This is a genomic window from Avibacterium sp. 21-594 (genome assembly GCF_026226815.1).
Taxonomy (GTDB): Bacteria; Pseudomonadota; Gammaproteobacteria; order Enterobacterales; family Pasteurellaceae; genus Avibacterium; species Avibacterium avium.
Window position 1 is genome coordinate 46822 of sequence record NZ_JAKKOC010000001.1, and the last position, 24612, is coordinate 71433.

The following is a 24612-nucleotide window of genomic DNA, read 5'->3' on the forward strand; positions in this document are numbered from 1 at the left end:
GAATCTTTTCCTGAAGCCATAAGAATTTTGCCTTATTGTAGCAAAAGTCATAACAAAACGAATAAAATAAGAGTAAAATCAACAAAATTGACGATGTACCTATTGTTGGGGAGCAAATGTTAAAGCTGTTTTACTTCTTACGCAGTGTGGCTATTTTGTATCTAATGCTGTTGTTAGGCGAGTTGATTGTCTATTTATTGCCTTTGGGCATTCCAGCCAGTATTTGGGGGCTGGTGCTGTTATTTTTATGTTTGAGTTTGCAGATCATAAAAGTTCATTGGATCTTGCAAGGCACAAGGCTGATTAATCGTTATATGGCAGTGTTATTTGTGCCGATTAGCGTTGGCATTATGGAATATTCGGAATTACTGATTAAGCAAGCAAAGGTGCTGTTAATTCCCAATATTATCGCCACGTTTTTAACCCTAATTTTGATTGCGTGGTTATCGGATTATTTGTTTGCACAGCGATCTTTTCGTAAATTGCGTCAGCGGGTATTAAAACAACGTGGGAGAAGCAAGCAATGATTAATGCTTATTCTTTACTGACCATACTGGTTTTTGCCTTGGCGGTGCAAATTGGTAAGCGCTTGAGATCTATTGTATTTAATAGTTTTGTATTAACCATTGCAATGTTGGTCGGCCTGTTGGTGCTATTTAAAATTCCTTATGTAGATTATATGGCTGGCAATGCGCCACTGAATAATTTATTAGGTTTAAGCGTGGTGGCGCTCGCCTTGCCGTTATACGAACAGTTAGGCCAAATTAAACAAGATTGGAAAATTATTTTATTTATTACCGCACTTGCTTCGGTTTTATCAATGTTTAGCGGTGCGTTGTTGGCTTGGTGGCTAGGGGGCGATTTAAACCTCATCGCGACAACCTTGGCGAAATCTGTTACCACGCCAATTGCAATGGAAATCACCAATACTATTGGCGGAATCCCTCCGGTAACAGCAGTGGTGGTGCTAGTGGCTGGTTTGCAAGGTTCAATGTTTGGCTATTTTGTGCTGAAATTATGTAAGGTGAAATATCTGCAATCTATCGGTTTGTCTGTTGGGGCGGTTTCGCACGTTTTGGGGATGGTAAGTTGTATGGAAGTGAACCCTAAAGCAGGCAGTTATGCGTCTATTTCACTGGTTTTATGTGGCATTATGAGTTCTATTTTTGCGCCACTGATGTTTAAAATTGTTTCGTTATGGATAACATAGAATGAATAATATAAGTAATCCTTGGCTAGAACGGGTGAATCCAGATAGTCCACGAGAAAAAGATCACCGCCCGCCATTTCGTCGTGATCGTGGACGTATTTTGCACAGTGCAGCGTTTCGCTGCCTGCAAGCTAAAACGCAAATCCACGCCGTGGGTGAAAATGATTTTTACCGCACGCGCTTAACCCATTCTTTGGAAGTTGCCCAAATTGGTAGTAGCTTGGTGGCGCAGCTCAAATTCACCGAAGCATTTGCCCATTTAGCCGAACAATTAAAGACGGATAAAAGCCTTTTACAAAAACAGCTAAAGCCCTTATTGCCTTCCAATGATCTGATTGAAAGCCTGTGCTTTGCCCACGATATTGGACACCCGCCTTTTGGACACGGTGGGGAAGTGGCATTAAATTATATGATGCGCGATCACGGAGGCTTTGAAGGCAATGCGCAAACCTTTCGCTTATTGACCAAGTTAGAGCCTTATACCGCCAATGCAGGAATGAATTTAACCCGCCGCACTTTGCTTGGCGTGGTGAAATATCCTGCTATTTTAGATGAAGTGTCGCCACAATATAGTCAGATACCGCAGTTTCAGCAAGGCGATTTAAGCCAAACTAAAATGTTGGACTGGATTCCTGGTAAAGGATTATTCCGCGATGATCTTGATGTCTTTGAATGGCTACTCGCCCCTTTAAGTGAAAAAGATCGTCATTTATTTCAACAGCTTAATCAATCACGAGAGTTGCCAGAGCAAACCTTAAAAACCCGTTATAAATCCTTAGATTGTAGCATTATGGAACTGGCAGACGATATTGCCTATGGTGTTCACGATTTGGAAGATGCCATTGTGGTTGGAATGGTGCATCAACACCAATGGCAAGAAGCCTTTGAGCAACTGCAACATTGTGATTCAGAATGGATTACGCAGCATATTGAGTCCATTAGCCGTAATTTATTTTCGCCTTATCATTATGAACGAAAAAATGCCATTGGCGCCTTGGTGAATTATTTTATTACCAATGTGCGGTGGAAAATTAGCGCAGATTTTTCAGAACCTTTACTTCGTTATAACGCAGAATTGCCACCCGATGTGATTGCGGTGCTGAAAGTGTTTAAGAATTTTGTCTGGAAATATGTGATTTGCGATGTCAATACGCAACGGATTGAATATAAAGGACAAAGAATGTTGCGCGAGATGTTTCAAGTTTTTGCTAACAATCCCGAGCGTTTATTGCCACATTATGTGCTAGAACAATGGCGCAATGCAGATGAAGCGCACAAGCAACGTGTGGTATGTGATTACATTGCCAGTATGTCTGATGCCAATGCAAGGCGGTTATATCAGCAACTTTAATAAAAGGATAAAAGAGCGGTTAAAAATTGAGTAAAATTTTTAATTTTTCAACGCATAGCATCAATTTTCCCGATTTTTATTGACCCTGTTTTTATTTCTATGTTAGAAAAATAAAGGATCATTTTTTATTAAAATGCAATAATGATGATTTTATTTCGGCAGTAATTTGCCAATTTTTATATTTTAGGAGAGATTAATGGTTCGATATATTCGCTATTTTATGAAAATGGAAGCCGCAGGTGGAATGTTGTTGCTCTTTTTTGCAGCCTTTGCCATTTTGCTTGCAAACACACCATTAAGCCGTTTTTATTTTAGTTTTCTTGATGCGCCAGTGGTGATCCAATTTGGCTCGATTGTGCAAATTAATAAACCTTTATTAATGTGGGTAAATGATGGTTTTATGGCCGTGTTTTTTGTGCTTGTGGGATTGGAAGTAAAACGAGAATTACTCACAGGGGCAATTTCTAGCTATCAAAAAGCCATTTTCCCTGCTATTGCCGCACTAGGCGGAATGGTTGTGCCTGCGTTAGTGTATTGGTTTATCACTAAAGATACCCCGCAATATCAAGAAGGTTGGGCAATCCCAATGGCAACAGATATTGCCTTTGCGTTAGGTATTTTAGGCTTATTGGGTAGCCGAGTTCCCTTTGCCTTAAAAGTATTCTTACTTGCTTTAGCAATTATTGATGACTTAGGGGCGATTATTGTGATTGCCTTGTTTTTCTCGCAGGATTTAAGTACCCGTGCGTTAATTCTAGCCAGTATCGCGATTGTGGGATTAATCTTACTAAATCGCTTTAAAGTTTCTAATTTAGGGCCTTATGTCATTGTTGGGCTGGTGCTTTGGGTATCGGTGCTGAAATCAGGTGTACACGCCACCCTTGCAGGGGTAATTATTGGATTTAGTATCCCGTTAAAAGGCAAAAATGGACGAAAATTATTGCACGATATGGAACATATTTTAGCCCCTTGGTGTTCTTTCTTTATTTTGCCCTTATTTGCCTTTTCCAATGCGGGGGTATCTTTATCAGGAATGGGGTTAGAAACACTGAGTTCACCACTTACCCTTGGCGTTATTCTAGGCTTATTAGTGGGTAAACTGTTAGGCGTATTCTTATTTAGTTACCTTTCAGTGTTATTACGCATTGCCAAATTGCCTGAGGGCATTAACTTCAAGCAAATTTTTGCCGTGGCCTTGCTTTGTGGTATCGGCTTTACAATGTCAATGTTCCTTGCAGGTCTTGCCTTTGGTGGTGATGGAGCAAGTGAAATGGCGAGCTTTGCACGGGTGGGGATTCTCATCGGTTCTGGTTTATCGGCAATTGGTGGCTATTTATTATTAAGAGCCTTTACCAAGCCAGTAGAAACGAAGCCAGTTAGCGCATAGCGTTTTGAGCTTTTAAATTATTATCGCTTTATCAAATAGGGGGAAGCATTAAATGCTTTCCCCTATGTGTATCTGATAGCCTAAATTAATAATTTGATTTTGAATTGGGATACCTTGTAAGCGATTGAGCAATTCTTGTGCCGCAATTTTGCCAATTTCTAATCTTGGTGTGATTACGGTGGCAAGCTGTGGTGTCATTGATTGCCCCACATCGTGGCCGTGGAAACCTGCAATGGCTATATCTTGCGGAATCTTGATCCCCAAACGCTGACATTCAAACAACGCACCAATGGCTAAGTCATCATTGGTGCAAAAAATGCCGTTGGTTTCGGGATATTCGCTTAAGGCTTGGCGTAGTAAATTTGCTCCTAGAGTGAAAGAAGAAGGTTCAGAGGTAATCAGGCTATGTGGTGTTAAGCCGTGTTTTTTCATTGCATTTTCATAGCCTTGCATTTTCAGCTTGGTACGCTTGTCCATTCGCGCGGTGAAATAAAGGATATTTTTATGCCCGTAATGGATCATTGTTTCCACCATAGATTGCGCCGCCGCCACATTATCAAAGCCCACCACTTGCTGAATGCCCATTTCGCTGCTGTCCATAATTTCAATCACAGGAATATTGGCGACTTCAAGCATTTTTAAGGTGCGTGGGCTATGGTGATTTTCTGATAAAATTAAACCGTCCACATTATAAGAAAGCAGGCTTTCAATGCGTTGTTCTTCTTTTTCTACGCTATATCCATAGTGCGCCACCATCGTTTGATAGCCTGCTTTATCCGTAATTAATTCAATACCTTTCAACACTTCCGCAAATACTTGGTTAGTGAGAGAGGGCAATAACACACCAATGGCTAAACTTTTGGCGTTAGATAAAATATCAGGCGCTCGGTTAGGGATATAACCAAATTGTTCAATCGCGGCAGCGATTTTGTGCTGCGTTTCTGGCGCAACGGAATCAGGATTGCGTAAATAACGGCTAATGGTCATTTTGGTTAAACCAAGATGATCGGCGATCATTTGTAGGGTGGGGCGTTTTCGTCTATTCATTTTCGTCTATTTAGCGACATAAAAGGGAAAAATAATAATCTGTTATTCTAGTAAAAATTTCACAAAAAATCACCGCACTTAGGAAATCAGAGTATAATGAAAACATTCACTCATCAGTTGATGGTAAAGCGAGGAAGCTATGTTAAAAGAAACTAAATCAAAACAAACCAATCTCACCGATGTTCAAAATGCCCTAGATCAAACCGTGGCAGAAACCATTCGTCTAACGCAATATAGCCACGGCGCAGGGTGCGGTTGTAAAATTTCGCCGAAAGTGCTGGAAACTATTTTACATTCTGAAATGGAAAAATTTGTCGATCCTAATTTATTGGTGGGCAATGAAACCAAAGATGACGCGGCAGTTTATGATATTGGCAATGGGGTAGGCATTATCAGCACCACGGATTTCTTTATGCCGATCGTAGATGATCCCTTTGATTTCGGACGCATTGCCGCCACCAATGCCATTAGTGATATTTTCGCAATGGGCGGTAAACCCATTATGGCCATTGCGATTTTAGGTTTCCCAATCAAATTACTTCCACCTAGTGTGGCGCAACGTATTGTGGACGGCGGTCGTTTTGCGTGCCAACAAGCAGGCATCGCCTTAGCAGGTGGTCATTCCATTGATGCCCCCGAACCGATTTTTGGCTTAGCCGTAACAGGCGTGATTTCTACCGATAAAGTGAAAAAGAACGCTTCCGCGCAAGCTGGTTGCAAACTTTATCTCACCAAACCGCTTGGCATTGGCGTTTTAACTACCGCGGAGAAAAAAGGCAAACTTAAACCTGAACATAAAGGTCTTGCCACCGTAACAATGTGTCAAATGAACAAAATTGGCGCAAAATTTGCGGAGTTAGATGGCATCACCGCAATGACGGATATAACAGGCTTTGGCTTGCTTGGCCATTTAAGTGAAATTTGCGAGGGTTCTCAGCTCAAAGCAAAAGTATATTTTGATAAAATCAAAACTCTAGACGGCGTGATCCGCTATATTGAAAAAGGTTGCGTACCAGGTGGCACAGGACGAAATTTTGAAAGCTACGGACACAAAATTTCCCCAATGAATGATCTACAAAAAGCTGTGTTGTGCGATCCACAAACCTCAGGCGGTTTGCTTATTGCGGTAAAACCTGAAGCGGTGGAGCAAGTAACAGCGCTAGCACAGCAAGAAGGTGTGGAATTGTTTGAAGTGGGTGAATTATTAAATGATGATTCTCAATCTGCATTGATTGAGGTTATTTAAGCGAAAAGTGCGGTGAAAAAGGCGAGAGTTTTCTCGCCTTTTATCTATTTAAAATCAGTATGTTAGATTTACAAATAGCTCACAAACTGGGATAAATCTGCTTGTTTAGGCTCACGGCTGGCTTTTTCTTCCCCTGTGCCTAGCATAATAAAAGCGACCACTTTATCGTTTTGATCACATTGTAGCGCTTGGCGTAACTCAGAGCCATCAACCCAAGGGCCAGTTACCCATACATTGTCAAAGCCTTGTGCATTGGCGGCAAGTTGCATTGCGTAAGTGGCGCAACCTGCGGTAAGCATTTGTTCCCAAGCGGGGACTTTAGCAATATCTTTTTGGATTTTTGCGATCACGGCAATGAACATTGGCGCGCGATTCGGTAAATTTTCCGCTTTTTTCAACCGCTCTTCACCGAGATTCAGCTCTTGTACGGCACTTTTTAATAAACCGCCAAGTTTGCTTAATCCCTCTTTTTCAATCACCACAAAGCGATAAGGTTGCAATCTGCCGTGATCAGGGACGTGCAGTGCGGCTTGGAAAATCTGTTCAAGTTGTGCTTGGTTTGGCGCAGGCGCAAAGAGTTTTTTGTTAGAACGGCGTGAAGTGAGTAGGGTTAAAGCGTCCATAATCAGTCCTTTTGTGATCATTTTTGTTATAAAAAGTGCGGTGGATTATAGCATAGTTTTTGGTCTTATAGGTGATATAGAAAAGCCCCCTTATATTGGGGGCTTATGTAATTAGTTCTTTTTACTCTCTTTATCGGCTTCTTTTGCTGCGTGATTAATGCCTGCACCAAAAGCTAAAACTACAGCCAATAAAACTAATAATCCAATAGTAAGCTCCATTTAATCCCCCTTTGATAATTTAGGTTTGAGTTTTCGGAGCTGCTTTCCCACCAAAAGGGTAGCATAAGCAACAAACATTAATGTGAAACTACTTGCAATCTTAAATAGTACGCCATTTTGACCAAATACTATCACAGGCAATGCAAGTATCGCAACTTTGGCAATATCTTCTACCATTTTTGCCCAAGCTTCTAAGGTTTCGACTTCTATCGGGCGTTTGAATAAATTTAACATTGGGTTCTCCTTGTATTGGGAACAACCATATCAAAACACTGTTTAAGTGCGGTGATTTTTTGCTGAGTTTTGCGATCCTGATCGAGAAAACAGATCAAAGTGGATAAAAACAGGCATTCTGCAAAGAATTATTCGCATTTGGGTGTTAATCTGTTTATGATACGCTCTCTCAAATAAAATCAAAAAATAAGGAAATCTATGAAATCGCTGATGAAACTAGGCTCTATGCTGTGGCGAGGATTAAATTTTGTGCGCAATGTTGTGATGAATTTAGTCTTTCTTGTCTTTGTGTTGTTTCTTTTTGCGGTGGTGAGTTTGCTCACGAATGCAAATAAAGAAACCCAAGCACCACTTGGGGCAGATGAGGGGGCGTTATTGCTGAATTTAGATGGATATTTAGCGGATAATCGTGAAGAAATCTATTCCTTACAAGATTTACTCAAGCAAGTTGATTCGCAATATGTACCACGTCAAATTTCTACCTTTGATGTTGTTTACAGCATTCGTTCAGCCATAGATGATCCTCGTATTAAAGGCTTGGTGTTAGATCTTAACCATTTTGAAGGGGCAGATTTGCCAGCAATTAAATATGTGGGCAAAGCAATTCGAGCATTTAAGCAAAGTGGTAAACCTGTGATTGCTTATGCGGATAGCTATACGCAAAAACAATATGTACTCGCGAGTTATGCCGATGAAATTTATCTCAACCCGATTGGTGCGGTGGAAATTCAAGGCTTGGCAGTGGACAATCTGTATTACAAAGATTTGCTTGATAAGTTAAAAATTACGCCACATATTTTTCGTGTCGGGACGTATAAATCTGCTGTTGAGCCGTTTTTGCGTAATGATATGTCGGCAGAAGCCAGAGCCAATATGCAACGTTGGTTAAGCACAATGTGGACGGATTATAAAACGCTGATCGCAAACAATCGCCAAATTCCTGTTGATAATGTCTTACCTGAAGCGGAGCAATATTTTGCGAATTTGAAAGCATTAAATGGGGATTTGACGGCTTATGCCCAACAGCAAAAATTTGTTACACAACTTGCTGATCGTTTTACTTTAGAACAAAAATTCACCGCACTTTTTGGCAAAAATGCAGAGGGTAAAGCAAAATTGTTGCCGTTTGATCGTTATTTAGCAGATTTACCTGATCGCATTGAAGGGGAAGGCAAAACACGCATTGCGGTGGTCAATGTTGAAGGTGCAATTATTGACGGTGAAACCGATGACAATGGTGTTGGCGGTGATACGATTGCCACATTGTTGCGTCAGGCTTATGAAGATGAAAAAATCAAAGCCGTGATTTTGCGTGTAAATAGCCCCGGTGGCAGTGCCTTTGCGTCAGAAATTATCCGTCAGGAAATTGTTCATTTACAGCAAGCAGGCAAGCCAGTGGTGGTGTCAATGGGAGCAATGGCAGCTTCGGGCGGTTATTGGATTGCGAGTACTGCTGATTATATTTTCGCTGATGCGGATACCATTACGGGATCAATCGGTATTTTTTCAATTGTTCCTACTTTCGAGAAAGCGGCAGCAGAAATTGGCGTGAATGCCGATGGCGTGGCAACCTCTCCTTTAAGCCAGCAGTCTTCTTTTCGTGGTATTTCAAAAGTAAAAGGTGATATTTATCAACTTGAAATTGAACACGGCTACGATAAATTCCTTTCTCTTGTGAGCCAAGGTCGCCAGTTGGCTAAACCTGAGGTGGATAAAATTGCACAAGGTCAAGTGTGGTTAGGCGCGGAGGCATTGCAAAATAAATTAGTGGACGAACTGGGCGATTTTGATCGTGCAGTAGCGAAGGCTACAGAATTAGCTCAGGCAAAACAAGGCGAGCAACCTGCCAAAGAATTTAGTGTAGAATGGTTAATCGAACGTAATGATTCCCTATTCGATACATTGATGAAAGGCTTTGGCAAAGGCGTACAACAACAATTATTCAGTTCTCTCGGCTTAGCAAAACCATTCAGTGAAGTAAAACAACAACTTAACCAATTGAGTCAATTTAACGATCCAAAAGGGCAGTATTTATACTGTATTAATTGCGGGACGTTACGCTAAAATTATTTTCCCCTTTTATGCAAATAGAAGGGGAAAATTTTTAAAAATTGCACCGCACTTTTTGTTTCTTTTTATTTCTATTATTTCTTCTATTTATTGCTAGCGGTTTCTTGGCATAACCCAAGCTGGCTTAAAAAATCCACAAAGGCTTTCACTTTCGCCGCCAAATGACGGCGGTGAGGATAGACAATATTCATATCCAACTGATGTTGCGGATACTCAGCCAACACTTCCACCAATTCCCCTGAAGCTAATTCATTTTCAATCAGAAAACGTGGTAAATTGACAATACCGAGTCCTGATTTTGCCAGTTCAGCCAAGGCCAAGCCACTGTTGCACATAACATCAGCCTGCACGCGCAAGCGCTCAATTCTTGTGCCGTTGATAAATTCCCAAAATACTTGATTGTTATTGGATTTATACAGCATTATTTTGTGCTGATATAATTCTTCTGGGGTCTGTGGCACGCCGTTTTTTGCGAAATAATCTGGCGAACCTACGATATGCATTGTTGAACGAGCAATTTTTTTTGCCACCAATGAGCTATCTTGCAAATTGCCAATGCGTAAGGCGAGATCAAATCCTTCGGTAATTAAATCCACTAAACGATCGTTAAATTCAATATCAACTTCAAGATTAGGGTGGGCGTGCAGAAATAACCCCAAATTGGGGGCAATAAAACGCAAGCCAAAATCACGTGGCACGGAAATATGCAGCTTGCCTTGTAATGCGCTAGCAAGATTGCTGATACTGGCTTCGGCATCTTGCAATTCCGCCAGAATTGGCTGGCAACGTTGGTAATAAAGCAGCCCCGCTTCAGTAGGCACAATCTTTCTGGTAGTGCGCTGTAACAAGCGGGTTTTCAGCTGTTCTTCCAGTTGTGAAACTAGCTTACTCGCCATTGCTACGGAGATATTTTGCTGTATAGCGGTTTGGGTAAAACTTTGCGTTTCCACCACTTTACAAAAGACAGAAATTGCATTGAGTTTATCCATTTATTCTTCCTTTTTTAAAAAAATGATTGACCAATCCACAGATAGTCCGCAATATATCGGGCAATTTTACACAAGTTAGCAGAAATTAGGTAAAGAAAAAGATGAGTAAATCTTTAGTGATTGTGGAGTCGCCAGCCAAGGCGAAAACCATTAATAAGTATTTAGGAAAGGATTATATAGTGAAATCCAGCGTAGGGCATATTTGCGATTTACCTACCGCTGGAATGAGTACCGGTGAAAAAGCCAAGCCAATTTCTACCAAAGGATTAAGCCCCGAAGAAAAGCAAGCCATTAAGCAAGAAAAAGAACGTAATGCCTTGGTGAAACGTATGGGAATCGATCCTTATCACGATTGGAAAGCCAATTACCAAATTTTACCAGGTAAAGAAAAAGTAGTGGCGGAGCTGAAATCGCTAGCGAAAAAAGCGGATCATATTTATCTCGCCACCGATTTGGATAGAGAAGGGGAAGCCATTGCTTGGCATTTGCGTGAAGTGATTGGCGGTGATGATGATCGTTTTAGCCGCGTGGTATTCAACGAGATCACCAAAAATGCCATCACTCAAGCCTTTGAACACCCTGAACATCTCAATATGGATCGCGTTAATGCCCAACAAACACGCCGTTTTCTTGATCGCGTGGTGGGCTTTATGGTGTCGCCATTATTATGGAAGAAAGTGGCGCGCGGTCTATCAGCAGGGCGTGTGCAATCGGTCGCGGTGAAATTATTAGTAGAACGCGAGCGTGAGATCAAAGCTTTCCAGCCTGAAGAATATTGGGAAGTGGCGGTGCAAACGGAAACCGCACAGAAAATTGGTTTGCGTCTTGATGTAACTAGTTTCAAAGGGAAAAAATTTGAGCCGAAGAATGCACAACAAGTGCAAAGTGCGGTGGATTTTTTACAAAAATCTGACTATGTCGTTTCTGATTTAGAAACCAAGCCAACCAGCTCTAAACCGAAAGCACCATTTATTACTTCAACCTTGCAACAAACCGCAAGTACCCGCCTTAATTTTGGCGTGAAAAAAACAATGATGCTGGCGCAGCGTTTGTATGAAGCAGGTTATATTACCTATATGCGTACCGATAGCACTAATTTGAGTAAAGATGCGTTAAATATGGTGCGTGATTATATCGGTTCAAATTATGGTGATGCCTATTTGCCGGCTAAACCGAATTTTTATTCGAGCAAAGATAATGCGCAAGAAGCGCACGAAGCCATTCGCCCTTCTGATGTGCGTGTATTGGCGGCTGATGTGCAAGGAATGGATAAAGATGCGGTGCGTTTATACGATCTCATTTGGCGTCAATTTGTGGCTTGCCAAATGCCTGCCGCACAATATGACAGCTCAACGCTTACGGTAACGGCGGGCGATTACGGCCTGAAAGCTAAAGGGCGTATTTTACGTTTTGACGGTTGGACGAAAGTGTTACCGCCAATGAGCAAAAGTGCTGAAGATCAAGTGCTACCAGCAGTTGCGGTGAACGATCAGCTAAATTTAAAAGAAGTAATCCCACAGCAACATTTCACCAAGCCACCAGCACGTTTTAGCGAAGCGGCATTAGTCAAGGAGCTAGAGAAGCGTGGTATTGGTCGTCCTTCTACTTACGCAGCAATTATTTCAACCATTCAAGAACGTGGCTACGTACGTGTAGAAAACCGTCGTTTTTATGCAGAAAAAATGGGCGAAATTGTGACAGATCGGCTTAATCAATCTTTTGCTGATTTAATGAACTATGATTTTACCGCGAATATGGAAGATGTGCTGGATCAAATTGCTAGCGGAGAAAAAAATTGGAAAACAGAATTAAATCAATTCTTTAAAGATTTTTCCGCACAACTTAGTCAAGCCGAATTAGATGAACTAGAAGGCGGAATGAAGCCAAATAGTCTTGTGCTAACCGATATTAAATGCCCAACTTGTGGCCGCCCAATGGCAATTCGCACTGCCAGTACAGGGGTATTTTTAGGCTGTTCAGGCTATGCCTTACCAGTAAAAGAGCGGTGTAAAACCACGATAAATTTAATTCCTGAAGCCGAATTATTAAACGTTCTGGACGAAGCTTCCGAAACGAAAGCGCTAATGGAGCGTAAACGTTGCCCGAAATGTGGTACGGCAATGGATAGCTATATTATTGATCCGCAACGTAAACTTTATGTCTGTGGGAATAATCCAAATTGTGATGGCTACGTCGTGGAGCAAGGTGAGTTTAAAATTAAAGGCTATGATGGTCCGATTGTTGAATGTGATAAGTGCGGTGCGGATATGCACTTAAAATTGGGGCGTTTTGGCAAATATATGGCTTGTACCCAATGCGATAACACGCGCAAAATCTTAAAAAATGGCGAAGTTGCGCCACCAAAAGAAGAGCCAGTACATTTCCCAGAGCTAAAATGTGAAAATTCTGATGCGTATTTTGTATTGCGTGATGGAGCAAGTGGTGTGTTTATGTCTGCGCATAATTTCCCGAAATCTCGTGAAACTCGTGCAGCTAAAGTGGCAGAATTGGTGCTATATCGTGATCGTCTGCCTGAAAAATTGCAATATTTAGCCGATGCACCGCAGAAAGATCCTGAAGGCAATGAAGCCATCGTTCGCTTTAGCCGTAAGGAAAAACGTCAATATATTACCTCTGAAAAAAATGGCAAAGCTACAAAATGGCGTGCTGACTATATTGACGGAAAATGGGTTGAGAATGGTAAATAGCCCTAATTGAACCTATTTAAAAGAGAAAAGGCGATCAATTGATCGCCTTTTTGTTGGTTTTTATTCAGATTTATTTGCAGCTTGATTGGCTTTAATATGAGATCTAAGCGTCTGTTCAATTTCATAAATCCAATCCAATTCAAATTGAGTGAAACCGGCTTGAATACGGGCATCGGTGTTGATTGCCCCTTTGAAAATAACAATGCGATATTTACGCAATAAATCGCTGAAACATTGCATTGCGTCCAGCCCTCGTTTGGCGGAAAGAGCGTGATACCAATGATTGCCAATGGAAACGTGGCCGATTTCATCACGCAAAATAATATCGAGAATTTTCACCGCATCAAAATCTTTGCGCTGTGCGATTTTTTCTTGCATTACCGGTGTGGCGTCCAAGCCTCTTGCTTCTAAAACTCGTGGCACTAACGCCATTCGTTCCCAAATATCGTGTGCGGTGGCTTGTGCCATTTCCCATAATCCAGCGTGCGCTTCGAAATCGCCATATTTATAGCCTAAGGTTTTTAAATGATTGTTTACTAAAGTAAAATGGGTGCTTTCTTCATAAGCAACACGCAACCAATCTCGCGCAAAGGCTAACCCTTCGCCTAATTCTTTTTCTGCTTCACGAGCAAATCGCCAAGCTGCATCTAAGCCTAAATTGATCGCATTAAATTCAATATGCGCAATGGCGTGCAAAGTGGCGGCATAGCCTTCTTGTGTGGCAAAAGAACGTTTTGGCACGGCGTGCGGTGCAACCAATCTCGGTTTGTCAGGAAAGGCGGCGATTTCTTGATCTTTGCTTATTGTTGGGAAGTCCGCCAATTCAGCTTGCTCAATGCGAGGCAAAAGCTCGGTATATAGGGCGTTTACTTGCTCACATTTTTTCGCGGGATCTTTTTCTTGTAAGGCGTGGGTAACCTGATCCCAAAGTTGTGTCATTAAAAGTGCGGTCATTTTTTTCCTTATTTTTCGCTAAATCTAATTAAACCTTCTTGCTGTGTGGTGGCAATTAAACGCCCTTGACGATCGAAAATTTGTCCGCGTGATAAGCCCCTTGCGCCAAAGGCGTTAGGGCTTTCAATGGCGTAGAGTAGCCAATCGTTAAGATCCCCAGTACGGTGAAACCAAATAGAATGGTCGATGGTGGCTAATTTCATTCCAGCTTCTAAAAAGCCTTTTTGATGTGGGTGGAGGGCAGTGAGTAGCGGATGAAAATCAGAAAAATACGCCAACAAACATTGCTGAATGGCGCGATTGTGCGGCACTTCACCATTGGCTTTCACCCAAACATATTGCTCAGGCGGCAAGGCTTTGCCTTGAAAAGGGTTATTGATGTATTTAGTGCGAATATCAAAAGGGCGCTCAGCAGTAAATTTATCGCGAATTGGCTCTGGGATATATTGTGCCAATTTTTGCAATGCCACACTTTCAGCCATAAAGCTATCTGGCTCGCCGACATTTGGCATTGACGCTTGGTGATCAAAGCCTTCTTCTTCCATTTGAAATGACGCGGTAATGTGGCAAATGGCTTGATTATGCTGAATGGCTTTCACTCGCATTGCGGTGAAATGATGCCCTTCACGCAACACTTCCACATCATAAATAATCGGGTGCTGACTATCCCCAGGGGCAAGAAAATAGGCGTGGCAAGAATGCAACACGCGATCTTGTGGGGCAACTTGAATCGCCGCAGAAAGCGCTTGCGCCACCACTTGCCCACCAAACACTTGGCGCAAACCTAAATCTTGGCTTTGCCCACGAAAGAGAAAATCATCAAGCTGTTCTAGCTTAAGTAAATCAATAAGCTGATTGAGTACCACAGACATTTTATCTACCTTTTAATAAAAATAAGTGCGGTGTATTTTACGGGAATTTTTTCTAAAACTAACCTTATTTTTGATCGTTTTGTCAGATTAATTGATGTTTTTTTAATAGCCTTATGATATATTTTACCCGTTTTGTTTCCATATTTTTAGAGTAAAGACAAATTCGTATCTAATCTAATTCGCTTAGGAAAAGAGTTATGAAAAAGTTAGAATTAAAAAAGATTCATTTTCTAGTGTTATCTTTATTGGCAGGGAATGCGTGGGCTGATGCTGGTCAGTTGCAAGGCGTGATTAGCAGAGCTTTTCAGAAAGATCCAAAGGTGTTGGTGGCGCAAGCTAACCAAAAAATTGCACAGACTAAAGTCAAACAAGCAGAAGCAGGGCATTTGCCTAAATTATCGGTTTTTGCGCAGCAAAATATTCACCAAAATCACCGCTATACTGAAAATAAAACATCAAAATTTACCCCTGGCGCGCAGGTGTCTTTAAATATTTATTCTTTTGGTGCAGTGGAAAAACGTATTCGGCAAACAGAAAAAGCTGAGCAAACTACGCGCTATAAAATTGATGAAACCTATGAATCTTTGGGTTACACCATCACAGAATTATATTTAATGGCGTTAAAAGCATCTGAGACCTTAAAAGTATTGCAAAATACCGTAAGGCGTATTGATTCTACATTAAATGAAATTGATATTATTGCGGATAATGATGAAGGTCGCAGATCGGAATTTGTACAAGCTCAAGCAAGAAAATATGCCATTGAGCAACAAATTAATAACACTGAGCGCGAATTAAAAACAATGATTGATAAATTAAAGCGCTATTCAGGTCAAGAACTTGATATAAAACGATTGTCTAATCCTTTCGATGGATTAACCAAAGATAAATTAGTGGCAAGATATTCTGCGGATAAAAGTGAACATCCGACAATGAAGGTATCGAGTTCGGAAATTGAAGATGCAGATGCAGAATTAGCAGCTAAAAAAGCCGAGCGCTTACCGAAAGTTGATTTGATTGGGCAAGCTACCCGAGATGACAAAGTGGCTTATTTGAATGTGGCTTGGGACGTATATAATCCAGAAAGTGCTCACGCAGTGGAAGAACGTGCAGAGCGCATCGTTTTGGCAGAAAGCAATTTAGAGCAAACAAGTCTTGATATTGAAGAACGTAAATCTTTAGCGTTATTGAATTTATCAGAATATCAAACGCATATTAGAACCTTAAACAAGCAAATTAATACTCAAGAAGAAGTAATTGAATTTTACAAATTACAATTCTTGATTGCGAAAAGAACATTACTTGAATTGTTAAATGCTGAAAATGAGTTGTTATCAGCGCAATTAAGTAGAGTAAATTCAGAATATCAATTACGCCATTCTGTTTTAGACTACCTAGCTTCTCAAGGTGCATTGAGAAAATGGGCTAATGGAAAATAAATAAATGAAAAGTATCATTGAACATCTAGCATTGGCGACCCAGCTATTAGGGTCGCCTTTATCTGTTGCAACACTCAGCGCACATACGATCCGTAAAAATGGTAATAGTGCTGATTTTTCAGGGCTTTGTGAATATTTAAGAAGTGAAGGCTTCGATAATAATATTTCTGAGCGTGCATTAAATGAGATCCCTTCTTTAGCAATGCCGGTCATCATTTTGTTAAAAAATGAAGAGGCAGCGGTTTTAGTTGAAATTAAAGAAGATAAAGATGGGAAAAAACACTATCGTTTAGCTCAAGAAAGCGGTTTGTTTGTTGATTTATCGGAAGAAGAACTCGCACCAAAATATTTAGGTTATTGTTGGTTTATTAAGCCAAAACTCGCACAGGATACGCGTTCAGAATTACCTGAATATGAGCTACCCAAATCTTGGTTTTTCCGCATTATTTGGCGATTCAAAAAATATTATTATCAAGTGATTGTTGCCACCTTTATGGTGAATATTTTGGCATTGATCAGCTCGCTTTATGTAATGAATGTTTATGATCGCGTTATTCCAAACCAAGCGTATGAAACTCTTTGGGTGTTAAGTATTGGTGTATTCTTAGCCATCTTTTTTGAGTTCTTGGCGAAAACATTACGTGGTCATTTAACGGATATCGCAGGGAAAAAAGCCGATCTGATTATTAGTTCGATGTTATTTAGACGAGTGATGTCGCTGAAAATGCAAGATCGTCCAGTTTCATCTGGTTCTTATGCGAATAACTTGCGTGATTTTGAATCTGTGCGTGAGTTTTTAACCAGTGCAAGTTTGCTCACATTGGTTGATTTACCTTTCTTATTATTATTTATTACCGTTATTGGTTTGGTTGCAGGAAAACTGGCTATTGTTCCAAGTATCTTAATTCCACTTGTCATTTTGATTGGTGTACTTGCGCAATTCCCATTGTCAAAAGCAATTAATGAATCAATGCGTGAATCTTCACAGCGTCAAGGTTTAGCAGTAGAAGCCATTGAAGGGATTGAAACATTAAAAAATAACAACGCAATGTTATGGGCGCAAAAACGCTGGGATTTCTTTACCGCGAAAAGTTCTTATTCTTCCATTAAGGTGAAAGATATTAGTAACTTTGTGGTGAATCTGGTTACTGCATTACAGCAATTAAATACCGTGTTCTTGGTGTTGTATGGTACTTATTTGATTCACGCTGAAGAAGTTTCTTCACGCATTACAATGGGGGCATTAATTGCTGCGGTAATTTTATCGGGACGTGCTTTAGCACCATTGGGACAAATCGCAGGATTGGCCATTCGTTTCCAACAAGCTTGGGTTGCCTTGAAAGGCGTTGATGCAATTATTCAACGTCCAATTGAAAAATCTTCAGACAGAGATTATGTCAGTTTGAAACAAGTGAAAGGGGCATTAAATTTTACCAATGTTGCGTTCAAATATAATGATGAAGATGAACCTGTGTTGAAAAACTTTAATCTACGCATTCAGCCAGGGGAAAAAGTAGCTATCTTAGGTAAAATTGGTAGCGGAAAATCTACCGCACTTAAGTTGGCGGTAAATCAATATCGTCCAACGGAAGGCAGTATCACCTTAGATAACATCAATTTACAACAGCTTGATCCTTACTATTTACGTAATCAAGTGTTGTTGTTAGAGCAAAATCCGCGTTTATTCTTAGGCACATTGCGTGAAAATTTAGATATTGCTCGTACGGATAGTTATCCTTCCGATCAGACTTTATTGGTTGCTTTACAACGCTTAGGCTTAATGAACTTTATCCGTAGCCATCCTAAAGGATTAGATATGCCTTTAGGTGAAAATGGGCAGGGCTTATCGGGTGGGCAACGTCAAGCTATTGCATTAGCCCGAATGATGCTTAAAGATCCAAAAGTCGTATTGTTAGATGAACCAACGAATAGCTTTGATCAACAATATGAAATACAAGCACTTAATGCGATTGGTCAGTGGGCAGCAAAACGTACATTAGTTGTGGTTACACACCGTCTTTCTGCTTTGCGTTTAGTTGAACGTGTTGTCGTGGTTGATGGTGGTAAAATTATTATGGACGGGCCAAGAGATGCTGTATTGCAAAAATTAAGCGAACAAAACAACCCACAACAACAAAATCCTCAACCAGCAACGCAAACTGGGAGCAATGAGAACAAATGAGAAATAAACAAGAAAACGCGGTAAATAGTAAAGATCTTCATTTACTGACTGATTTACACGCAGCGATGCAAGAAGAAAAGCACCAAAAAACCTTTGCTATTTTATGGTTGCTAGGCGCTTTTTTGCTGGTTTTTTTGATTTGGGCTTATTTCAGTAAATTAGAAGAAGTAACCCGAGGTCAAGGAAGCATTATTCCAAGTAGCCGTGAACAAATTATTCAAAGTTTAGATCCAGGGATTTTGAGCGAAATGCTTGTAAAAGAAGGGCAACAAGTTGAGAAAGGCCAAGTGCTATTAAAACTTGATGATACTCGAAGCTCAGCGATTCTTCGTGAAACGCAAGCAAAAGTAGATAACCTTGAAGCGGTTGCGATTCGTTTAAAAGCTGAAGTATCGGGAACAACTCCTGTTTTCCCAGAAACGCTTCCTGCTGATATTGTGAAACGTGAAACAGGTGTTTACCAAGCTAAAAAACAAGCGCTTGCAGAAGCCTTAAAAAGTTTGCGTGAAAGTAAAAGATTGCTAGATTCTGAAATTAGAATTACTGAACCAATGGTGCGTAAAGGTGCCATTTCTCAAGTTGAATTACTTAGAATGCAGCGTTCATCAGCCGATCTTAAATTACAAATTTCAGAGAGAGAGCATAAATATATTAATGATGCCAATGCCGAGCTAGCTAGAGTACAAGGTGAGCTAGATCAGGCTAGAGAGAATTTAGCAATGCGCGCTGACCCTGTGGAACGTTCACTTATCCGCGCACCACTTAAAGGGATTATCAAAAATATTAAAGTGAATACCATTGGTGGTGTTATCACCGCAGGGCAAGATATTATGGAAATCGTGCCTATCGAAGAAAAATTGCTGGTTGAAGCTTATATTAATCCGAAAGATGTTGCTTATGTGCATCCAGGAATGAGCGCTGTGGTGCGATTAACCGCGTACGATTACGCAATTTATGGTGGCTTAGAAGGCATTGTAACCTTACTCAGCCCTGGTACATTGCAAGATAAGCGTGCTGGTGATGAATTAAAACTCAATCCAAACGCATCATATTATCGTGTGTTAGTTGAAACAGACGGAAGTAACTTAACCGATAAAACGGGTAACCAATTGCCTGTATTACCGGGAATGGTCGCCACAGTGGATATTAAAACAGGTGAGAAAACCGTGTTTGAATATCTAACTAAACCACTGACAAGAATGAAACAAGCGTTACAAGAACGCTAAATAAAAAGTAAAATAGGCAGTTCAATCACAAAGAACTGCCTATTTTTTATAAGGGGAATTTGAGGGTCAAACAATTTATTATTTATCTTTAACCTAATATCAATTGGTACTATTTTCTTTTTAAAAATGAACTCATCTGATGAAGATTTTAATGAATTATCTGAATATTATGCTGAGGCAAATGAGAATAATTATTGGAAAAGGTGCAATGAGATATACAGAAATACGCTCTATATAATATACTTACCTTAATCAAGGCGAAAAAGCCCTAAATATACTAACTAAAATTGGATCATAAAATATATCTATGAAAAAAACTTATATTATAATCCCAATATTATTTATTTCTTCCTGTACAACAACGCCCACGGAAACACCGCAGAATACACAGCATTGGGCCGTATTGCAGAACCAAGAAACAAACCTTTATAACATAGATAATAAATTATTTCGTAGTGAGCAACTCACCTCAGAAAACTATGATTTAATTCAAAAACACAATATAAAAACCATTGTCAATTTACGTTTTTTTGATCGTAATGAAGACAGGAACGCTTTTCAGCATACCAATTTAAAACTTATCAATACACCATTACTATCTTGGGCAATAACGCCTAAAGAAGTCGCCAATGTACTATGGGAAATTGAACAAGCACAAAATCAAGGTGCGGTATTAGTGCATTGTTATCATGGCGCAGATCGTACAGGTCTAATTTCTGCTATGTATCGAATCATATATCAAAATTGGGAGCCTAACGAAGCAAAACGAGAAATGGTCGAAGGGCCGTATGGCTTCCACTCAATTTGGAAAAACATCGAAGGATTTTTTACCCCAGATAATATTAATCAAGTTAGAGAAAACCTAATTCAATTAAGAATGAATAAAAACTAGCACAATCTTTTAACAAAAATCTGCCGCTTAATAAGTTGCCTCTTAGCTCAACTTTTGGGAGTAGAGCCCTTTTAGAAAAATTTCAGCAAACACTAGAAAATTATTGCCTTATTTTTCAGCATTTAACTGTATTTGAGTGTGAAAGATTTGCAATTCCGTGGGGCTTGGGGCATAATGCGGGCGTTCTGTTGCTAGATTTGGTGGCAGATGTTATGGAAACCTTCTCGGTTCCTCGCAACGAGGTCTGGTTTACTCGGTCAGGTTCGGAAGAAAGCAGCCAAAGTCAGATTTTTCGTGTGCCGAGATCAAGCTGGGAAGGTTTCCGCCCAGCTTTTCTTTTCTCAACTTTTTCCCTTAAATCAATCTTTCACTTTTTCAACTCAACTAAATTCTTTCCACTAATTGTTTGAAAAAGCCGTTTTCTTTTGCCATTAAGGTTTGATAATTGCCTTGTTCGATCAATTTGCCGTCATCAATAATGCAAAGATTATCAAATTGTTCAATCGCGGTAAGGCGGTGCGTTACCATAATTAAGGTTTTATTTTGGCAATGGGCGAGAATTAAACGCAGAATTTGGCGTTCTGTTTCACGATCTAAACCTTCGGTAGGTTCATCAAGCAGTAAAATGGGCGCTTGATTGAGCAATACGCGCGCTAAACCTAAACGGCGCTGTTCACCGCCTGAAAGCGGGCGGCCGCCATCGCCAAGCCATTGATCTAAGCCTTGCTCTAACAATTTGCCTAAGCCCACTTGATTTAGCACGTCAATCATTGCCTCATCAGAAATCGGTTGCTGATTAGCCATCTGTAAATTATTACGCAAGGTATCGCTAAAAATATGCACACGCTGGGTTAAAAAGCACATTTGGTTGCGTAAACTTTTTTCGCTGTAGCTTTCAATCGGTTGATTGGCAAGGAAAATTTTCCCTTGTGCGGGATTATAATTTCGAACTAAAAGCTGTAACAGGGTGGATTTGCCACTGCCAGTTTTTCCTAGAATAGCAACTTTTTGTCCTTGTGGAATTTCAAGGTTGATGTTCTGTAGTGCAACATCTTGACGTTCAGGATAAGTGAAACTCACTTGCTGAATGGAAAGATCAAGTGCGGTGTTTTTTTCGATAGTTTTTTGTCCGTTAAATTGCACGAGAGGTGTTTGTTCGGTGATTTCGGTAACGCGCTCGGCAGAAGCAATCACTTGCCCAATATGCAAAAATGCCGATCCCAAAGGCATTAAAATCTCAAAGGCAGCCAGTGCTGCAAGGGCAAATAGGGCGATAATCGCAGGGCTGTATCGATCACTGCCAAAATCAGCATTGGCGGCAAACCATAAGGTGAGCGCGAGCAAAATGCCATTGGCAAAAAGAACAAGTGCGGTGGAAAATCCGCTTAAATTTGCTTCTTTTTGTTGAAAATGTTGCCATTGTTGTTCTGTTTCGTCCAGTTTTTGTTTGAGCGGTTTTTCGGCATTAAACAGCAACAATTCTGCTTGAGATTGGATATATTCCACAAATCGCGTGCGGTAAGCAGCGCGCGCTTGGGTGAGTTTATGTCCAAACTTTTGTCCTAGATGATAAAAAATCGTTGGCACAATCAAGACAAGTGCGGTCAAAATTGCACCAAAAAAGAGCGCCAGTGGAAGGTTAAAAAAGCTCAAACCGAGAGTGAGAAAGCCAATCACTAACAAAGCAGTGATAAAGGGTGCGAGCAGGCGAAGATAAAGGCTATCGAGCGTATCCACATCGGCCACTAAGCGGTTTAATAAATCACTGTTGCGATAGCGATTTAGCACGGCTGGGCTTAGGGGAATGATCTTTTGGAACACTTGCACACGCAATTTAGCAAGGATTCTAAAGGTGGCATCGTGAGTAACGATTTTTTCAAAATAACGGGCTACGGTGCGTCCAATCGCCAATCCGCGCACGGTGGCTGAGGGATAGAAAAAATTGAATAATGTGCCAATGCCAGCCAAGGCGGTTGCGGCCAAGAACCAGCCTGAAACCGTTAATAGACCAATGCTGGCGGCAAGCCCTGTGATCATCAGGATTAAGCCTAAAAATAACACGAATTTGGCGTGCTTAAATAAACGTAAAAATGGTAAAAGTGTACGCATTAATTAATATCCTGTTTACGTTGTGCAAGAAGTTCTGCGAAAAATCCGTTATTTTGTAATTGGGCAAAATTGCCTTGTTGAACGATTTGTCCTTGTTGCATCACAAAAATGCAATCGCATTGTTTCAGATCTTCAATGCGGTGCGTGATCATCAAGGTGGTTTGTTCACGGCTAATTTTTTGCAAGGCGGAAAGCACCAGATTTTCTGACTGTGCATCAAGGCTGGCGGTAGGTTCATCAAGGAGCAATAAATGACGATGACGCAATAAGGCGCGGGCAATAGCTAAACGCTGTGCTTGCCCCACGGAAAGGCCAATGCCTCCTTCTTTGATTTCGGCATCTAACCCTAATTTATCGGTAAATACGGCAGCCTGTGCTTGTGCCAAAGCGTGCTGAATTTGTTCATCGCTGGCTTGGATACCGCCTAAGAGTAGGTTTTCGCGAATCGTGCCTTGTAATAGCAAGGGATTTTGCCCCACCCAAGCAATCGCACTGCGCCACTGGGCTTTATTAATTTGATTGAGTTCAACGCCATTAATTTTCAGGCTACCTTGATAGTCTAAAAAGCCGAGTAGGGTATTGATTAATGAGGTTTTCCCCGCGCCACTTTGCCCGACTAACGCCGTATGACTTTTAGCCGGCAGATGAAAATTAAGGGGGGCGGTGAGCGGTTTACCTTGTGGCGAGAGTACCACCAGATCTTGGGCGTGGATTGCGATATTTTCATTTATCAAGGCTTCATTCAAAGAGCCATTTGGCTTTGTTTTTACCTCATTTAAAACTGGCTGTTCTAAAAATTCAACAATTGCATCAGCAGCGCCAATGGCAGCGGCACGGTCGTGGTAATAAGTGCCGAGATCACGCAAAGGTTGATAAAACTCAGGGGCAAGAATTAAACAGAAAAAGCCAATAAATAAGCTGATTGGTGTGCCATAGGAACCGAAATCAAGCTCGCCTAAATAGCTAAAACCAAAATATACTGCCATCAGCGCAATGGAAATTGAGGTAAAAAATTCCAACACCGCAGAAGATAAAAATGCCATTTTCAACACGTCCATAGTGGTTTCGCGGAAATCTTCCGTTGCTTGCTCAATATGGGCGGTTTGTTCTTCTGTTTTATTAAATAGACGTAAGGTTTCAAGCCCACGCAGACGATCCAAAAATTGCCCACTTAATTTTGCTAAGGTTTGCATATTTTTTTGGCTGCTATCTGCAGCGGCGATCCCAACAAGGATCATAAAAATAGGCACAAGCGGGGCGGTAACAAGCAAAATCAGTCCAGCCGCCCAATTGAGTGGAAAAATAGCAATCAAAATAATCAATGGAACGATCACCGAAAGGGCTTGTTGTGGTAAATAGCGGGCATAGAAATTATGTAGGTTTTCCACCTGTTCTAACATAATAGTTGCCCAACTGCCTGCGGGTTTTTGGTTGATCATCGCAGGGCCAACTTGATGTAATTTGGTGAAAATTTGTTGACGGATAAAATAACGTAATTTTTGACCGCACTTAAATCCCAAGCGTTCTCGCCAATATAAAATCATTGCGCGTAAGGCAAAGCCTATCACTAAAGCGATAAAATAACCGATTAAATTTTCCCTTGCGGTTTGCGCCATAATGAGCTGGTGTAATAGGGTGGCGAGCAAGTAGGTTTGTGCAACTAAGATAAGAGATGAAAGGCTAGCCAATAAAATATTAAGGCTAAGTAAGGTTTTTATTGGTTTTTGTTGGGCGCGTAGCCATTTTTGTAAGTATCGTTGGCGAGCTTTATCCATAATTCTGCGTAAAAGAGTTAATGAGTGATGTCATAATGAAAAAGAAAAGCGGTGCATTGCAGCAATAATGCACCGCTGA

At 40.7% G+C, this 24612-nt stretch carries 19 protein-coding genes and 1 other RNA gene; 12 read left to right on the plus strand and 8 right to left on the minus strand.

Annotation, left to right across the window (positions count from 1 at the left end; all coding sequences use genetic code 11):
- The first annotated feature begins 116 nt into the window (after positions 1-116).
- The 4 genes from L5B76_RS00245 (at position 117) to nhaA (ending at position 3948) form a co-directional block, all read left to right on the plus strand.
- On the plus strand, positions 117-527 hold the full coding sequence (locus L5B76_RS00245; protein WP_194750666.1) for a CidA/LrgA family protein: 411 nt from the start codon (positions 117-119) through the stop codon (positions 525-527).
- Entirely contained in the window at positions 524-1210 is a 687-nt protein-coding gene (locus L5B76_RS00250; protein ID WP_265753797.1) for a CidB/LrgB family autolysis modulator, read from the plus strand. Before L5B76_RS00245 ends, L5B76_RS00250 begins: the two co-directional genes overlap by 4 nt.
- A 1-nt stretch (position 1211) precedes the next feature.
- Entirely contained in the window at positions 1212-2561 is a 1350-nt protein-coding gene (locus L5B76_RS00255; RefSeq protein WP_265753798.1) for an anti-phage deoxyguanosine triphosphatase, read from the plus strand.
- A gap of 196 nt (positions 2562-2757) precedes the next feature.
- A complete protein-coding gene (gene nhaA / locus L5B76_RS00260; RefSeq protein WP_115249541.1) occupies positions 2758-3948 on the plus strand; it encodes a Na+/H+ antiporter NhaA in 1191 nt (396 codons plus the stop codon).
- 48 nt (positions 3949-3996) lie between these two features.
- On the opposite strand, the gene gntR is transcribed toward nhaA, so the two are convergent.
- A complete protein-coding gene (gene gntR, locus L5B76_RS00265; protein ID WP_265753799.1) occupies positions 3997-4995 on the minus strand; it encodes a gluconate operon transcriptional repressor GntR in 999 nt (332 codons plus the stop codon).
- A gap of 205 nt (positions 4996-5200) precedes the next feature.
- Between gntR and selD the strand changes: the two genes are divergently transcribed.
- Positions 5201-6241: a selenide, water dikinase SelD gene (gene selD, locus L5B76_RS00270; RefSeq protein ID WP_265755494.1), complete on the plus strand. Its 1041-nt coding sequence runs from the start codon at positions 5201-5203 to the stop codon at positions 6239-6241.
- Between the two features lie 68 nt (positions 6242-6309).
- Here the strand turns inward: selD and L5B76_RS00275 are convergent, their stop codons facing one another.
- Positions 6310-6864, minus strand: coding sequence for an NAD(P)H nitroreductase (locus L5B76_RS00275; RefSeq protein ID WP_265753800.1), 555 nt, complete (start codon positions 6862-6864; stop codon positions 6310-6312).
- 219 nt (positions 6865-7083) lie between these two features.
- Positions 7084-7317: a hypothetical protein gene (locus L5B76_RS00280; protein ID WP_265753801.1), complete on the minus strand. Its 234-nt coding sequence runs from the start codon at positions 7315-7317 to the stop codon at positions 7084-7086.
- A gap of 207 nt (positions 7318-7524) precedes the next feature.
- On the opposite strand from L5B76_RS00280, the gene sppA reads away from it, so the two are divergent.
- Complete coding sequence (gene sppA / locus L5B76_RS00285; RefSeq protein WP_442780785.1) at positions 7525-9381, plus strand: signal peptide peptidase SppA; 1857 nt, start codon at positions 7525-7527, stop codon at positions 9379-9381.
- Positions 9382-9470: 89 nt separating this feature from the next.
- Here sppA and L5B76_RS00290 read toward each other — a convergent pair whose 3' ends face one another.
- Positions 9471-10376, minus strand: a complete 906-nt coding sequence (locus tag L5B76_RS00290; RefSeq protein ID WP_265753803.1) for a LysR family transcriptional regulator — start codon at positions 10374-10376, stop codon at positions 9471-9473.
- Between the two features lie 101 nt (positions 10377-10477).
- On the opposite strand from L5B76_RS00290, the gene topA reads away from it, so the two are divergent.
- On the plus strand, positions 10478-13084 hold the full coding sequence (topA, locus tag L5B76_RS00295) for a type I DNA topoisomerase (RefSeq protein WP_265753804.1): 2607 nt from the start codon (positions 10478-10480) through the stop codon (positions 13082-13084).
- A gap of 60 nt (positions 13085-13144) precedes the next feature.
- On the opposite strand, the gene L5B76_RS00300 is transcribed toward topA, so the two are convergent.
- Complete coding sequence (locus L5B76_RS00300) at positions 13145-14038, minus strand: ferritin-like domain-containing protein (protein ID WP_265753805.1); 894 nt, start codon at positions 14036-14038, stop codon at positions 13145-13147.
- Between the two features lie 8 nt (positions 14039-14046).
- Positions 14047-14910 (minus strand): acyl-CoA thioesterase II, encoded by an 864-nt coding sequence (gene tesB, locus L5B76_RS00305; RefSeq protein ID WP_265753806.1) that lies wholly within the window; start codon positions 14908-14910, stop codon positions 14047-14049.
- Between the two features lie 197 nt (positions 14911-15107).
- On the opposite strand from tesB, the gene L5B76_RS00310 reads away from it, so the two are divergent.
- The 5 genes from L5B76_RS00310 to ffs all read left to right on the plus strand — a co-directional run bounded on the left by L5B76_RS00310 (position 15108) and on the right by ffs (position 20969).
- On the plus strand, positions 15108-16349 hold the full coding sequence (locus tag L5B76_RS00310) for a TolC family protein (protein ID WP_115249551.1): 1242 nt from the start codon (positions 15108-15110) through the stop codon (positions 16347-16349).
- 4 nt (positions 16350-16353) lie between these two features.
- Positions 16354-18531 carry a type I secretion system permease/ATPase gene (locus L5B76_RS00315; protein WP_265753807.1) on the plus strand — a complete coding sequence of 726 codons (2178 nt, stop codon included), beginning with the start codon at positions 16354-16356 and terminating at the stop codon, positions 18529-18531.
- On the plus strand, positions 18528-19757 hold the full coding sequence (locus L5B76_RS00320; protein ID WP_115249553.1) for an HlyD family type I secretion periplasmic adaptor subunit: 1230 nt from the start codon (positions 18528-18530) through the stop codon (positions 19755-19757). The genes L5B76_RS00315 and L5B76_RS00320 overlap by 4 nt, the downstream gene beginning before the upstream one ends.
- Before the next feature lie 307 nt (positions 19758-20064).
- Positions 20065-20649 carry a tyrosine-protein phosphatase gene (locus L5B76_RS00325; protein ID WP_265753808.1) on the plus strand — a complete coding sequence of 195 codons (585 nt, stop codon included), beginning with the start codon at positions 20065-20067 and terminating at the stop codon, positions 20647-20649.
- A 221-nt stretch (positions 20650-20870) separates the two neighbouring features.
- Positions 20871-20969: signal recognition particle sRNA small type (gene ffs / locus L5B76_RS00330), an RNA gene on the plus strand.
- A gap of 64 nt (positions 20970-21033) precedes the next feature.
- Here the strand turns inward: ffs and cydC are convergent.
- Together cydC and cydD are read right to left on the minus strand one after the other, a co-directional pair.
- Positions 21034-22758, minus strand: coding sequence for a heme ABC transporter ATP-binding protein/permease CydC (cydC, locus tag L5B76_RS00335; RefSeq protein ID WP_265753809.1), 1725 nt, complete (start codon positions 22756-22758; stop codon positions 21034-21036).
- Positions 22758-24533, minus strand: coding sequence for a heme ABC transporter permease/ATP-binding protein CydD (cydD, locus tag L5B76_RS00340; RefSeq protein WP_265753810.1), 1776 nt, complete (start codon positions 24531-24533; stop codon positions 22758-22760). The genes cydC and cydD overlap by 1 nt, the downstream gene beginning before the upstream one ends.
- Positions 24534-24612: the final 79 nt, after the last annotated feature.